A 13068-nucleotide genomic window follows, 5' to 3' on the forward strand; every position below is an offset into this window, starting at 1 on the left:
TGCCTTTCCGGTGTTCAGACGATGCCGAAGAGGAGGCCGGCGCCCAGGACCACCAGGGACGTCAGCGCGGCCCACTTGACCACGAACCGGGTGTGGTCGCCGAACTCGACCTTGGCCATGCCGACCAGCACGTACACGGCGGGGACGAGCGGGCTGGACATGTGCAGCGGCTGGCCGACGATGGACGCGCGGGCGATCTCCAGCGCGGAGACCCCGTGGGCCTGGCCGGCCTCGGCGAGCACCGGCAGGATGCCGAAGTAGAAGCCGTCGTTGGACATGAAGTACGTCAGCGGGATGCTCAGCACTCCGGTGACGAGCGCCATGTGCGGGCCCATGCCGTCGGGGATGTTGGTCACGAGCCAGTCGGCCATGTGGTCGACCATGCCGGTGCCCTGCAGCACACCGGTGAAGACCGCGGCGGCGAAGACCATCCCGGAGACGTTGAGGACGTTCTCGGCGTGGGCGGCGATCCGCGCCTTCTGGTCGGGCATGTGCGGGAAGTTGACGGTCAGCGCGAGGGCGGCGCCGAGCAGGAACAGCACCGGGATCGGCAGCCACTCCATGATCATGGCGGTCAGCAGCACGACCGTGAGCAGCGCGTTGAACCAGTACAGCTTCGGGCGCAGGGTGGGGCGGTCGGGGTCCAGCCCCTGGACGGCCGCCTCCCCGGGAAGGTCCGCGTCGGCGGAGTCCGAAGCGCTGGTGTGCGCCGGGGAGCCGCCCGGGCCGGCGGAGCCCGGACCGCCCGTCGACGCCGGGGACTTGCCCCCGCCCGCGCGGACCAGCACCGTCTCCCGCCCGGCCGGCTCCAGCGCCTCGTCCAGGGTGAGCACGCCCAGCCGCCTGCGCTCGCGGCGGCCCAGCACGCAGGCCAGGGCCAGCACACCGAGCAGGCCGACCGCGAGGGCCGGGATCATCGGCACGAAGATGTCGCTCGCGTCCACCTTCAGCGCGGTGGCGGCGCGGGCGGTGGGGCCGCCCCAGGGCAGGGTGTTCATCACGCCGTTGGCCATGGCGGCCACACCGGTCATCACGACCAGGCTCATCTTCAGGCGCTTGTACAGCGGGTACATCGCCGAGACGGTGATCATGAAGGTGGTCGAGCCGTCGCCGTCGAGGGAGACCACCGCCGCGAGCAGGGCCGTGCCGACGACGATCCGCAGCGGGTCGGCCTTGCAGAACCTCAGGATCCCCCGGACGATCGGGTCGAAGAGGCCGACGTCGATCATCACGCCGAAGTAGACGATCGCGAACATGAGCATCGCCGCGGTGGGGGCGAGGCCGGTGACGCCGTCGATGACGTAGTCGCCCAGCTTGGCGCCCTTGCCGACGGCCACGCAGAACAGCGCGGGGATCAGCACGAGCGCCGCGATCGGCGACATTCTCTTCATCATGATCAGGACCAGGAAGGTCGCGATCATGGCGAAGCCGAGGATGGTCAGCATGAGTGGATACCTAACGTTCGCCCTTGAACTGCCCACCGGGCCGGGGGTCGCGATGACGTTAGGTGCCGTAAAGAAGGGTTAACAAGTGGTTGACGCACGAGCAATAAGCGCAAAACTCCAGGTCAGCCAGGCTCTCGGGGAAGGACCTGGAGGCGGCGCGGCCGCCGCGGCCCGCCCGGGGGGTCAGTCCAGGACGCGTCCCAGATAGGCCCGCAACAGCTCCCGCGTCTCCTCGATGATCTTCTCGTCGCCCCGGGGATCGACGCGGAAGGCGAGCTGCACGAGGGTGTCGGCGGTCTCGACGGCTATGAGGAAGGTGCGGCGCAGGTCGTCGTCCGGCTCGCGGCGCACCGGCCCGGAGAGCAGGTCGACGAGGCGGTCGGCGACCCGGTGGTTGGGCCCGGTGTGGCGCCGGCCGAGCGGGATCTGGTTGCCGAAGTCGACGAGGGAGAAGCCGGGGGCCGTGCGCTTCATCTCCAGGTACTCGTCGAGCACGGCGTCCACGGCGGCCCGCCAGCCGCCGTCCGCGCTGTTCTCCAGCCGCTCGGTGACGCGTTCGGCGTACCGCTCCAGGTTGCGCTGGGCGAGCGCGTCGGCCATCGCGCGCTTGTTGCCGAAGAAGCGGTAGACCGAGCCGATGGGCACACCGGCCCGCAGTGCGACGGCGCGCGTGCTCAGCGCGTCGTAACCGACCTCGTCGAGGAGGTCGGCGCAGGCGTCGAGGATCCGGGTCAGCCGTTCGGCACTGCGCCGCTGCACGGGTGCGCGGCGAAGCGGGGTCGCAGGAGGCACAGGGCTCATGATGCCGTCCCGCCCGCCCCCGGTGAAGCTCTCCCTGTTCCCGGCTGTTCCCGGCTGCGGGAACGGGCGGCTTACCGGGGCGGCTCCTGAGCGGCGCCCGGCTCGGACGGCGACGCCTCGGGCGGCTCCTGGGCGGAGGCCGTGATGTCCGCCGTGCTCTGCACCGGCTTGCCGGCCACCGCCCACACCGTGCCGTCGTCGGCGTACAGACGGGCGGTGACGTGGTGGGTGCCCCGGGGCACGAGCCGGGCGGGCAGGTGGTACTCGGTGGTCCGCAGCCGGCCGACGAGCCGGCCGTCCACCAGGAGGTGGGCCAGGCCGCGGCCGGCCCGGGCGCGCGCGGCCGTGCCGGCCGGCGAGAAGCGGAAGCGGCGGACCCTCAGCCGTACGTCCCAGTCGCCGCCGGTGTCGGGCCGTACCTCGACCCCGATTCCGGGCGCGCCGGCGGCGTCCACCTCGCGGTAGGGGCGCCCCTGTTCATCGGTGTGGTCGATGAGCCTGCCGGCGGATGCGGTCGGCTGCGCCCGCGCTCCTGGATCCTGCCCCCCGCTCGTACCGCAGCCCGCGGCGCACAGCGGCAGCAGGACACCGACGGCGAGCGCGGCGCGTCTCCGGCGCGTCCACGATGTCATGCCGGCGAGCGTAGAACAGCCGTCCGACCGCCGGATCCCCCTCAGGTCTGGTTCCCCGGCCCTCCTCCGGGCGGAGGACCGCGCCCCCGGGGCGGAGGCGGCGCAGGCCCTCTTGCGCGGGGGAAACCGCAATCCTACGGTGTCCCATAGGAATCAGGTCGGACCTCAGCGCTGCGTAAGGGAGCGACGATGAGCGGGGACGCACGCAAGGTGGCGGAGGGGCTGGACTACCTCTCCGGTTTCGGCAACGAGCACAGCTCCGAGGCGGTTCCGGGCGCCCTGCCCCAGGGCCGCAACTCCCCGCAGCGCGCCCCCCTCGGGCTGTACGCGGAACAGCTCAGCGGCACGGCGTTCACCGAGCCCCGGGCGCACAACCGCCGCTCGTGGCTGTACCGCATCCGCCCCTCGGCCGCGCACCCGGCGTTCACCCGCACCGGCAACGGCACGCTGCGCACGGCGCCCTTCACCCAGACCGTGCCCGACCCCAACCGGCTGCGCTGGAACCCGCTGCCCGAACCCGGCCCGGAGACCGACTTCCTGGCCGGCCTGTGGACCCTCGGCGGCAACGGCGACGTCGCCCAGCGCACCGGCATGGCGGTGCACCTGTACCACGCCAACGCCTCGATGGAGCGCGTCTTCAGCGACGCGGACGGCGAGCTGCTGATCGTGCCCGAGCGCGGCGGGCTGCTGCTGCGCACCGAGTTCGGGCTGCTGCACGCCGAGCCGGGCCACGTGGCGCTGATCCCGCGCGGAGTGCGCTTTCGCGTCGAACTCCTCGACGCCACCGCCCGCGGGTACGTCTGCGAGAACTACGGCGCCCCGTTCCGCCTGCCCGACCTCGGCCCGATCGGCGCCAACGGCCTCGCCAACGCCCGGGACTTCCGGGCCCCCGTCGCCGCCTACGAGGACGTCGAGGGCCCGGTGGAGGTGGTGAACAAGTTCTGCGGCAACCTGTGGACGGCCACCTACGACCACTCCCCGCTCGACGTCGTCGCCTGGCACGGCAACCATGTGCCTTACGTCTACGACCTGCGCCGTTTCAATGTGATCGGGACCATCTCGTACGACCACCCGGACCCGTCCATCTTCACGGTGCTGACCTCGCCGTCGGACACGCCGGGCCTGGCGGGCGTGGACTTCGTCGTCTTCGCCCCGCGCTGGCTGGTGGGCGAGGACACCTTCCGGCCGCCGTACTTCCACCGGAACGTGATGAGCGAGTACATGGGCCTGATCGAGGGCGCCTACGACGCCAAGGCGGAGGGCTTCGTGCCGGGCGGCGGCTCGCTGCACAACATGATGTCGGCGCACGGCCCGGACCGGGAGACCTTCGACCGGGCGAGCAGCGCGGACTTGCGGCCGCAGAAGCTGGACGACGGGCTGGCGTTCATGTTCGAGACCCGCTGGCCGGTGACGCTCACCCCGCACGCGCTGCGCGCGGAGCACCTGCAGCGGCGCTACGACGACGTGTGGCAGGGCTTCGAGCGGCACTTCCGTCCGCAGGGGTGAGACCGCGGCCTCACCGCCCCCCGCACCCAGGACCATTGCACCGAGGGTGCCCGACCGGTACGGATAGCGCGTGACCTCCTTCGCTCCGGATTCGATCGTCCTGAACCGCAAGCTGCCGCTGTGGTACCAGGTGTCGCAGTCGCTGCGCGCCTCGATCCTCGGCCGCTCGCCCCACGACCCGCTGCGTCTGCCCACCGAGGAACAGCTGGCCGACCACTACGGCGTGAGCGTGCTGACCATGCGGCAGGCGTTGAAGGAGCTGGAGGACGAGGGGCTGATCAGCCGGCACCGGCGGCGCGGCACGTTCATCGAACCGGCGGCCCGCCGGGGCTCCCCGGTGCGGCTGCTGGGCTCGGTGGACGCGATCGTGGCCCAGCAGTCCGGCATGACCAGCGAGCTGCTCGACCACGGCAGGTGCCCCGTGCCCGCCGAACTCGCCGAGTTCTTCCCGGACGTGGAGGAGGTCGCGACGTACCACCGGCTGCGCTGCGACGAGAAGACCGGCGAGCCGACCAACCACGCCCGCAACTACGTCCGTCCCGAGGCGGCCGGCCGAATAGACCCCCAGGACCTGGCCCGCTGGCCGATGACCAAGGTGCTGCGGGACGTGGTGGGCGCGGACATCAGCCGGATCACCGACACCGTCGAGGCCCGGCTCGCCGACCCGGAGACGGCACGGCTGCTCCAGGTACCGCTGCTCAGCCCGATCCTGCACTACACCGGGATCACCTATGACCGGGCGGGGCGGCCGCTGGACGTGGCGGTCATCCACTACCGCGGGGACCGCTTCTCCTTCACGGTGACGCTCGACGCCACCTGACCCCACGGCGCCCGGCCCATCGTACGATGCCCGGCGTGACGCACGACGACGCTCCGCTTCTGGCGGACCTCATGCCGTGGTCCGTCGCACCGCCGCGGCTCGGCCGGGGCTGGCCGGCGGCCCCCGACGCGGCCTGCCTGAAGGCCCGTTGGGACACCCTGCTGAAGGCCGAGGGCCCCGACCGGGAGGCGCTGTTCGAGCCGACGCGCGCCCGCACCCCGCACACGGCGGTCGGACAGCTGCCGGGCCGCTCGGGCGGCACCGAGCGGCTGGCGCGCGCCTCGGGTCCGTGCCCCGATCCGGTACGGGTCCTGGCGGCACCCTTCGACGAGCAGTGGCTGATCCCCGACCACCGGCTGATCGACGCCGCCCGGCCCGAGCTGTGGCGGGTGGCGGACGCGCGGCAGGTCTTCACGGTCGAGACCACCGCCGCGCCCGGTTCCTCCGGGCTCCTGCTGCTGGCGACCTCCCTGCTGCCCGTGGTGCGCCCGGGGCGGATCCGCCCGCTGTTCCGCCGTCCCGGGGGCGCGGATCCCAACCTGGCGCCGGGCCTGCTGGACCATCTGGCCGGCCGCCTGGGGCACCGCCCGGATCCGCTGGACGTGCTCGCCTGGATCCTGACGGCGGTACGGCAGGGCCCGGCCGGCCTCGTCGTCCCGCTGACCGGGGACGCCGACCTGTGGGCGCGGGGCGTTCGGGCGGGGCGCCGGACGCTGTGGCTGATGCGCCGCGACGGCGAGCGCCCCAAGCTGCCCGGTGGCCGCCGTCCCTATGTGCGCGCCCCGCTGCCGCCCCGCCCGCTGACCCTGCGCTACGACCGCGACGAGGAGGCCCTGCTGCTCGACGAGGGCCGTATCGCCCCGGTGCCGGCCGAGGCGTGGGACTTCGAGACCGGCGGGGTCCGGGTGCTGGAGCAGTGGTTCGCGGCCCGCACCGCCGAGGGCGAGCCGGGCACGCTCGCCGCGATCCGCCCGGCCACCTGGCCGCAGGCGTGGACGTCGGAGCTGCTGGAGCTGATCACCGTCCTGGCGCTGCTGTCCCAGGCACGGCCGGATCCGGCGGCGTGGCCGGTGGCGGACGAGGTCACCGCCGCCGACCTGCGGGCGGCGGGCGTCCTGCCGGTGCCGGAGCCGGCGCGCCGGCCGGCCACGGTGCTGGACCACCGCGAGGAGGGCCCGGAGGGGCAGTTCGCGCTGCTCTAGGGCGTGTTTCGAAAGTAGCGTCGTCCGCCCGGAGGGCGGGGCCCGCGGCGTCTGGCGCGGTGCATCGCAAGGCGGAGGGTCGTCCGCGTACTGGGCGTACGCGGACGAGCCCGACAACGCGGCGAGGTGCCGTGCCAGGCGTCGCGGGCCAGGCGGGACTTTCGAAACACGCCCTAGGGGCGAGCCCCCGGGCCGCGCTACGACCGGCCCCGGCCGGGGTCGAAGGCGTCCAGCACCCTCGCCAGCACCATGTCGAACACGGCGTCCGGGTCGAGCGGCCCCGCGTCCTCCGTGAACGCCGCCGCCATCCGCGGATAGGCCCCACTGGCGAGCTGCCGCCCGAGATAGGCACCGCGGACCGCGTTCTCCTGCTCCTCCGACCACGGCAGGTTCCGCGTGCGCTCCGCCGTGGCCAGCTCGTTGGTGACGTACATCGTCACGACCCCGTTGAGCAACCCGATGAGCTGCATCTTCATGCCGTAGGTCATCTCCTGGAGCGGGTCCAGGCAGGCCAGGCAGTGCTCCAGGTAGCGCAGTGCGTGGGGGCTGAAGCCGTAGACCGGTGACATCAGGCGCGGCAGCCAGGTGTGCCGGTGCATGAGCGCGCGCGTCTGGTGGGCCACCCTCAGCATGTCGGCGCGCCAGTCGCCCGACGGCTGCCACAGCTCGTGCTCGCCGCTGACGGCGTCCACCATCAGCTCGTACAGGTCCTCCTTGCGGGGGACGTAGTTGTACAGCGACATCGTGCCGCAGCCCAGTTCCGCGGCCACGTGCCGCATCGAGACCGCGTCCAGTCCGCCGGCGTCGGCGAGCCGTACCGCGGCCGCCGCGATGTCGGCGCGGCTGTACGCGGGCTTGGGCCCCCGCCCGGCCCGCTCGGGACGGGCCCAGATCACCTCGGGTACGGCCGCTCGGCCAGCCATCGATCATCACCTCTTTCCTCATCGTAGTTACGTACGGCGTACGTAGTGCGCTATGGTCACCCCATGACAACTACGTACGCTGTACTTAGTGAGGGTCTGGAGAAGCGGTTCAAGGACGTGCACGCCGTGCGCGGGCTGGACCTGGCGGTGGCCGAGGGCACCGTCTGCGCGGTGCTGGGACCCAACGGCGCGGGCAAGACGACACTCGTCCGGCTGCTGACCACGCTGCTGCGGCCGGACGCGGGCTCGGCCCGGGTGGCCGGGCACGACGTGGTCCGCGAGGCCGCCGCCGTGCGCCGCCTGATCGGGGTGACCGGGCAGGACACCTCGGTGGACGGCGACCTGACGGGCCGGCAGAACCTGCGTCTGTTCGCCCGGCTGCACCGGCTGCCGGCGGCGCGCGCGGCGGCCGACGCGCTCCTGGAGCGGTTCGGTTTGGCCGAGGCCGCCGACCGGACCGCGGCGACGTACTCCGGCGGCATGCGCCGCCGCCTGGACCTGGCGGCCGGACTGGTCCGCCGGCCCGCCGTGCTGTTCCTGGACGAGCCGACCACCGGCCTGGACCCGGCCGGCCGGACCCAGGTCTGGGACACCGTGCGCGAGCTGAAGCAGCAGGGCACGACGGTCGTGCTGACCACCCAGTACCTGGAGGAGGCCGACCAGCTGGCCGACGACGTCGCCGTGGTGGACCGGGGGCGCCTCGCGCACACCGGCTCACCGGCCCAGCTGAAGGCCCTGATCGGCACGCACGCGGAGGTGGTGGTCGCGCACCCGGACGCCATGGCCCGGGCGGCGGCCGCGCTGGACCGGCTCACCGGGTCCGAGCCGGTGCTCGACCACGACCGGCTCGCCGTGGGCGCGGTCGCCACCGACCCGACCCTCACGCTGCCCCGGCTGGTGCGCGAACTCGACGCGGCGGGCGTGCCGTTGCTGGACGCGAGCCTGAAGCCGCCCACGCTCGACGACGTCTTCCTCCGGCTGACCGGAGAGCCCCGGGACACCGAGGCGGCCCGGAAGGAGGTCGCCGCGTGAACGCGTCGGTGTACGACGGCACGGTGATGGTGGGCCGGCAGCTGCGCCGGGTGCGCAACAACCCCGGCATCGCGATCCTGACCCAGATCATGCCGATCAACCTGCTGCTGTTCTTCGGTTACGTCTTCGGCAGCGCCCTGGCGATGCCGGGCCGGGAGTACCGGTCGTTCCTGGTGCCGGGGCTGCTGGCGGCCACGGCGGCGGGCGGTGTCATGACCGGCATGTTCCAGGCCGCCCAGGACACCCACCGGGGGGTGATGAACCGCTTCCGCACGCTGCCGGTGAGCCGGGCGGCCGTACCGGTGGGCCAGGCGGTGGCGGACCTGGTGGTCACGACGCTGGGCACGATTCCGCTGCTGCTGGTCGGGCTGGCCGTGGGCTGGCGGATCGAGGGGACGGCGGCCGAAGCGCTCGGAGCGGTGGGCGTGTTGCTGCTGTTCCGCCTCGCCTGCACGTGGGTGGGGATCTGGCTGGGTCTGGCCAGCCGCAGCGAGGAGGCGGCCGGACAGCTCGGCGCCGCCACGTTCGTGCTGCCGCTGCTGTCCAACGCCTACATCCCCACCGGGAACCTGGCCGGCTGGCTGCGCACCCTCGCCGAGTGGAACCCGATCAGCGCGGTGACCACGGCGCTGCGCCGCCTGCTCTCCCCCACGCTCTCGGCTTCGCTAGAGCAGGCGGGGACCCCCCACGCCTGGCCGACGGCCCATCCGGTGGCCGGCACGCTGGCCTGGTGCGCGGTCCTGATCGCGCTGTGCGCGCCGCTCGCCGTACGGCGGTACGCCCGCGCGGAGGGGGGAGCGACTCCGCGACGGCGCTGTGGCGGCCGGACGCGCAGGTGGGGTGCGGAAGGTGCGGCCGGGATCCGTCCCGACGGCGGCCCACGCCCGTCGGCACGGGGCGGCGGGCGTCACTTCCCGGGCGGGCGCGGCCGGGGCGCCCCGGCGGGAGCGGCGGGAGAGAGAGGAGGACGCCGCGCGGGAGGCGAGGTGGGGACGCCTCCCGCGCGGCGGAACGACCTGGCCGACCGATGTCCGGCCGCGGCTCCGGATCCGGGTCCGGCCATGAAGACAGCGTCGGCCGGCATCACGGCACCGGTGCGGCCCCGCGAGGCGGCACGAGGCCGATCGACCCGCCCGGCGGAACGGGGGGACCGGGCACACCCGGCGGATCAGACGGTCCGGTGGACCGGGCAGACCCGGTGGGCCGAGCGGCCCGGGGGCACCGGGTGCGGATTCCGATGGGCGCCTTCGAGGAGCGGCCTCGGGCGCCGGCCCGGTGCCGCTAGCGGCCGCCGAACAGCGAGCGGCGCAGCCGCCGCAGCGGCGCGAACAGCGACACCCGCCCGACCCGGGCACCCCGGCCCGTGCGGTCACGGGGGTCCCGCGCGGTCAGCTCACGCATCAGCGAGGTCGCCTCGACCGTCTCGCACTGCGGCACCGCGGGGCCCGCCAGCACCGCCAGGTGGCGGTCGAGGCGCGAGCTGGTCGCGCTGCTTCCGCAGGTGATCGCAGGGACCCTGGCCCTGCTGCGCACTGTTATCTGCTCCATGTCACTCCCCACCCGTACGAGTCCACCCGGCCCGGGCAGAGTAACCCTATCGCCCCACAGGGGCATGCGGGTATCTCGCCCCCAGGATTCACCTTCGCCGTAAGGGGGTTGACGACTACGCTCCGAATCCGGCTGCTTCCGCGGCGAGTTGGACAAGCCGCTGGTGGGCGGGGCGGGCCGGGGCTCCGTCGGGGCCCGGGGTCACCGGGCGTGACGGCGCGACCGCCGCCGGGCCGGGATCGGCGCGGGAGCGGCCCGGGGCGTGTCACCCACGCAGCGGAAGAGACCGTTCCGCCACCGCGGACGGGACGCCCGCACGGCGTGCACGCGGACCGGACGGCGCGGGCGCGGCCGTCCGGTCCGCGGCCCGGTGCGGACGGAGGGTCAGGCCGCGCCGTTGAGCACGGGCAGGTAGCCGCCCGACTGGCCGGTGGCCGTCGGGTGGTACGACTGGCCGATGTCGAGCCAGTCGACGCTGTGCAGCCAGGAGCTGCCGGAGCAGATCTCGTGCCCGCTGAAGGTGGTGCGGACGTCGCCGAAGGTGAAGCCGTGGTTCGCCGCGACCTTGGCGATGGCGGCGTCGAGGTGGTCGGCCGCGTCGTTGATGGCGGAGCGCTTGGTCTCGGACAGGCCGAGGCAGGTCTGGCCGAGCAGGTAGAAGCGGGGGTAGCCGAGCACGACCACGTGGGCGGAGGGCGCCTTGCCGCGGATGGTGGAGTAGAGGTTGTCGAGCTTGCCGGGCAGCGTGGTGTCGACGTACGCCTTGGCGGTGTTGATCCGCGACAGGCAGGTGCTGTCGGACTGGAGCACACAGGTCGTCATGACGTCGGAGAATCCGGCGTCGTTGCCGCCGACGGTGATCGAGACGAGGGACGTAGTGGAGTCGAGCGGGCCGAGCTGGTTCGCGAGGACGTCGTCGGTCGTCGCGCCGGAACAGGCGGTGAAGGCGAACGACGAGGGGGCGTGGGCGGCGTTCCACAGGTACGGGTACGCCTTGGTGCTGCGGTCGCAGCTGCCGCTGGAGCTGATGTAACTGCCGGCACCGACACCGGAGGAGTAGGAGTCGCCGAGGGCGACGTAACCGCCCGCGGCGGCCTGCCCGGTCGATGCCTGCGCGGAGGCCGCTCCGGTCAGCGCGAGACCGACGGCGAGGAGGAGAGAGCCGACATAGGCGGTCATTCGGGAACGTCTCATGGAACCTCCCTTTAGCAGGATCCCTGCGTCAACCGTGGTAGCAGCTACGCGTGTTGACTGGAAGTGTCCATGCCAAAACTGTTGAGAAGCGGACCGGATCCAGGGACCCATGGCGGTTTCCGACGGGTCGTCAACGTCCGGAGCGGAAACGGCCGGGGAAGAGAGTTCGAAGACGGACAAGGACCTGTATGGGTGGCTTCCGCGTCTTGACGGCCCGTGTACCACTGCGCGACATTGAAGCCCGGCATCCGGCGCTTCGGGGGGCAAAGTCGCCAATGCAGACCTTACGCATCAAGACCGCTTCGACCGCCGACGAGCGGGCGCGGCCAGGGCCGGGGAGGGACCTGCCGCCGCTGCTCGCGGGTGCCGTGACGGCCGCCGCGGGGACCGGCGTGCTGCTGGCGCTCACCGCCTCGTCCTCGCCGCTGCGCGGCCCGCTCGCCCTGCTGTTCCTGCTCGCGGCGCCGGCCGCCGCCGTCGCGGCCTGGCTGGACGGGCTCGACCCCTTCGGCCGCGTGCTGGCCTCCCTGACGGGCGCGGTCGTCCTCGACATGCTGGTGGCCCAGGGCATGCTGGCGGTGCACCGGTGGTCCGTCCCCGGCGGGATCGTGGCCGTGACCGTGGTCAGCTCCCTCGTCCTCCTGCTGGTCCCCCTGCGGCGGCTGCGCGGCCGTACGGCGAGAAGGCAGGGCTCCTGACGTGGACATCAGCGTGTACCGTCCCGGCGAGCTGACCGCCGCCGACCGGGCGGCCTGGACCGCGATGCAGTCCAAGGCCCATCTGCACGGCTTCGAGGAGCTGGCGAACCCCTTCCTCTCCCCCGAGTTCGCGCTCGCCGTGGGCCGGTGCAGACGCGGGGTGCGCATCGCGGTGGCCCGCGAGGGGGGCGAGCCGGCCGCGTTCTTCCCGTTCCAGAGATCGGCCGCCGGCGTCGGCCGGGCCATAGGGCTCGGCGTCTCCGACGCCCAGGGCGTGGTCCACCGCCCCGGTTTCACCTGGGACGCCCGGGAACTGCTGCGCGCCTGCGGGCTGGCCGTCTGGGAGTTCGACCACCTCATCACCGGCCAGCAGCCGTTCCAGGCCGCGGCCACCGGCGCCTTCCCCTCCCCGGTCATGGACGTCGACCAGGGCTACGACAGCTATCTGCGCGCACTGCGCGCCCGCTCGCCGAAGTTCACCCGGACCACCCTCGCCAAGGAGCGCAAGCTCGGCCGGGACGCCGGCCCGGTGACGTACGTCCACGACGAGCGCGACCCGGCCGTGCTGCGGACGCTGATGGGATGGAAGTCCGCGCAGTACCGCCGGACCGGGCGCAGCGACCGCTTCGCGCACGAGTGGATCACCCATCTGGTCACCCGGCTCTTCCACACCCGCTCCGAGCCGTTCGCCGGGATCCTGTCGGTGCTGTACGCCGACGGCAAGCCGGTCGCCGCGCACTTCGGGCTGCGCACCGAGCGGGTGCTGGCCTGCTGGTTCCCCGCCTACGACCCGGCGTACGCGAAGTACTCGCCGGGGCTGGTGCTGCATCTGCGGATGGCCGAGGCGGCGGCCGCCGACGGCATCGCCTATCTCGATCTGGGCCGCGGCCAGAAGGAATACAAGGACTCCCTCAAGACCCGGGAGCTGGAGGTCTTCGAGGGGTGGGTGACACGCCGTCACCCGGTGGCGATCGGGCACCGGGCGCGTCGCGCCCCGGTCCGGGCGCTGCGCAATGTGGTGCTGTCCCGGCCGGAACTTTTCGAACCGGCGGACAGAATTCTCAAACGGATGGGGAAAATCCGTTCGCGGGAATGAACGGCCGGCACAAAAGTGCGTAACGGCAAAACCAACAAAAGCGTGAGGCCTCACTCCAGGTCTTGCCATACTGGTTCAATCGTCAATACCGTCGTACATCTCACCCGCATCGGTACGTCCCGCACATGGTCCCAGGGGAGGGCTTTCGGGACCGGGGCACACCGGCGCGGG

12 protein-coding genes and 1 pseudogene are annotated in these 13068 nt (G+C 72.9%); 7 read left to right on the forward strand and 6 right to left on the reverse strand.

Going from position 1 to position 13068, the window contains the following annotated elements:
- Nucleotides 1-14: 14 nt before the first annotated feature.
- The 3 genes from GV126_RS08025 to GV126_RS08035 all read right to left on the reverse strand — a co-directional run bounded on the left by GV126_RS08025 (nucleotide 15) and on the right by GV126_RS08035 (nucleotide 2878).
- Nucleotides 15-1445: a CitMHS family transporter gene (locus GV126_RS08025; RefSeq protein ID WP_159663966.1), complete on the reverse strand. Its 1431-nt coding sequence runs from the start codon at nucleotides 1443-1445 to the stop codon at nucleotides 15-17.
- 183 nt (nucleotides 1446-1628) lie between these two features.
- The gene (locus GV126_RS08030; RefSeq protein ID WP_159663967.1) at nucleotides 1629-2246 is read right to left on the reverse strand and encodes a TetR/AcrR family transcriptional regulator; all 618 of its coding nucleotides are present in this window, start codon (nucleotides 2244-2246) and stop codon (nucleotides 1629-1631) included.
- Nucleotides 2247-2317: 71 nt separating this feature from the next.
- A complete protein-coding gene (locus GV126_RS08035; RefSeq protein ID WP_159663968.1) occupies nucleotides 2318-2878 on the reverse strand; it encodes a hypothetical protein in 561 nt (186 codons plus the stop codon).
- Nucleotides 2879-3067: 189 nt separating this feature from the next.
- Between GV126_RS08035 and hmgA the strand changes: the two genes are divergently transcribed.
- The 3 genes from hmgA to GV126_RS08050 all read left to right on the forward strand — a co-directional run bounded on the left by hmgA (nucleotide 3068) and on the right by GV126_RS08050 (nucleotide 6406).
- A complete protein-coding gene (gene hmgA, locus GV126_RS08040; RefSeq protein ID WP_159663969.1) occupies nucleotides 3068-4384 on the forward strand; it encodes a homogentisate 1,2-dioxygenase in 1317 nt (438 codons plus the stop codon).
- A 70-nt stretch (nucleotides 4385-4454) separates the two neighbouring features.
- Nucleotides 4455-5204, forward strand: a complete 750-nt coding sequence (locus GV126_RS08045; protein WP_159663970.1) for a GntR family transcriptional regulator — start codon at nucleotides 4455-4457, stop codon at nucleotides 5202-5204.
- A 26-nt stretch (nucleotides 5205-5230) separates the two neighbouring features.
- Nucleotides 5231-6406, forward strand: a complete 1176-nt coding sequence (locus GV126_RS08050) for a type ISP restriction/modification enzyme (RefSeq protein ID WP_159663971.1) — start codon at nucleotides 5231-5233, stop codon at nucleotides 6404-6406.
- Between the two features lie 197 nt (nucleotides 6407-6603).
- Here the strand turns inward: GV126_RS08050 and GV126_RS08055 are convergent, their stop codons facing one another.
- Complete coding sequence (locus GV126_RS08055) at nucleotides 6604-7329, reverse strand: TetR/AcrR family transcriptional regulator (RefSeq protein WP_159663972.1); 726 nt, start codon at nucleotides 7327-7329, stop codon at nucleotides 6604-6606.
- 63 nt (nucleotides 7330-7392) lie between these two features.
- Here GV126_RS08055 and GV126_RS08060 point away from each other — a divergent pair, with 63 nt between their 5' ends.
- The gene (locus GV126_RS08060; protein WP_159663973.1) at nucleotides 7393-8361 is read left to right on the forward strand and encodes an ATP-binding cassette domain-containing protein; all 969 of its coding nucleotides are present in this window, start codon (nucleotides 7393-7395) and stop codon (nucleotides 8359-8361) included.
- A pseudogene (locus tag GV126_RS08065) lies at nucleotides 8358-9152 on the forward strand (ABC transporter permease); the annotation flags it as partial. The gene GV126_RS08060 and the pseudogene GV126_RS08065, both read left to right, overlap by 4 nt.
- A 490-nt stretch (nucleotides 9153-9642) precedes the next feature.
- Here GV126_RS08065 and GV126_RS08070 read toward each other — a convergent pair.
- A complete protein-coding gene (locus GV126_RS08070; protein WP_028422844.1) occupies nucleotides 9643-9909 on the reverse strand; it encodes a hypothetical protein in 267 nt (88 codons plus the stop codon).
- Between the two features lie 384 nt (nucleotides 9910-10293).
- Nucleotides 10294-11103: an SGNH/GDSL hydrolase family protein gene (locus GV126_RS08075; protein ID WP_159663974.1), complete on the reverse strand. Its 810-nt coding sequence runs from the start codon at nucleotides 11101-11103 to the stop codon at nucleotides 10294-10296.
- Nucleotides 11104-11378: 275 nt separating this feature from the next.
- On the opposite strand from GV126_RS08075, the gene GV126_RS08080 reads away from it, so the two are divergent.
- Nucleotides 11379-11801, forward strand: coding sequence for a hypothetical protein (locus GV126_RS08080; RefSeq protein WP_159663976.1), 423 nt, complete (start codon nucleotides 11379-11381; stop codon nucleotides 11799-11801).
- Between the two features lies 1 nt (nucleotide 11802).
- Nucleotides 11803-12897, forward strand: coding sequence for a GNAT family N-acetyltransferase (locus tag GV126_RS08085; protein WP_159663978.1), 1095 nt, complete (start codon nucleotides 11803-11805; stop codon nucleotides 12895-12897).
- Nucleotides 12898-13068: the final 171 nt, after the last annotated feature.

The sequence above is a fragment of the Streptomyces mexicanus genome (assembly GCF_902506575.1).
In the GTDB taxonomy this organism is placed as follows: domain Bacteria; phylum Actinomycetota; class Actinomycetes; order Streptomycetales; family Streptomycetaceae; genus Streptomyces; species Streptomyces mexicanus.

What these genes read in the sequence shown, in the direction of transcription:
- GV126_RS08025 (WP_159663966.1), bottom strand. Translation starts at nt 1,445, where the DNA reads ATGCTGACCATCCTCGGCTTCGCCATGATCGCGACCTTCCTGGTCCTG.
- GV126_RS08070 (WP_028422844.1), bottom strand. Translation starts at nt 9,909, where the DNA reads ATGGAGCAGATAACAGTGCGCAGCAGGGCCAGGGTCCCTGCGATCACC.
- GV126_RS08075 (WP_159663974.1), bottom strand. Translation starts at nt 11,103, where the DNA reads ATGAGACGTTCCCGAATGACCGCCTATGTCGGCTCTCTCCTCCTCGCC.
- GV126_RS08060 (WP_159663973.1), top strand. Translation starts at nt 7,393, where the DNA reads ATGACAACTACGTACGCTGTACTTAGTGAGGGTCTGGAGAAGCGGTTC.
- GV126_RS08080 (WP_159663976.1), top strand. Translation starts at nt 11,379, where the DNA reads ATGCAGACCTTACGCATCAAGACCGCTTCGACCGCCGACGAGCGGGCG.
- hmgA (WP_159663969.1), top strand. Translation starts at nt 3,068, where the DNA reads ATGAGCGGGGACGCACGCAAGGTGGCGGAGGGGCTGGACTACCTCTCC.
- GV126_RS08030 (WP_159663967.1), bottom strand. Translation starts at nt 2,246, where the DNA reads ATGAGCCCTGTGCCTCCTGCGACCCCGCTTCGCCGCGCACCCGTGCAG.
- GV126_RS08050 (WP_159663971.1), top strand. Translation starts at nt 5,231, where the DNA reads ATGCCCGGCGTGACGCACGACGACGCTCCGCTTCTGGCGGACCTCATG.
- GV126_RS08035 (WP_159663968.1), bottom strand. Translation starts at nt 2,878, where the DNA reads ATGACATCGTGGACGCGCCGGAGACGCGCCGCGCTCGCCGTCGGTGTC.
- GV126_RS08055 (WP_159663972.1), bottom strand. Translation starts at nt 7,329, where the DNA reads ATGGCTGGCCGAGCGGCCGTACCCGAGGTGATCTGGGCCCGTCCCGAG.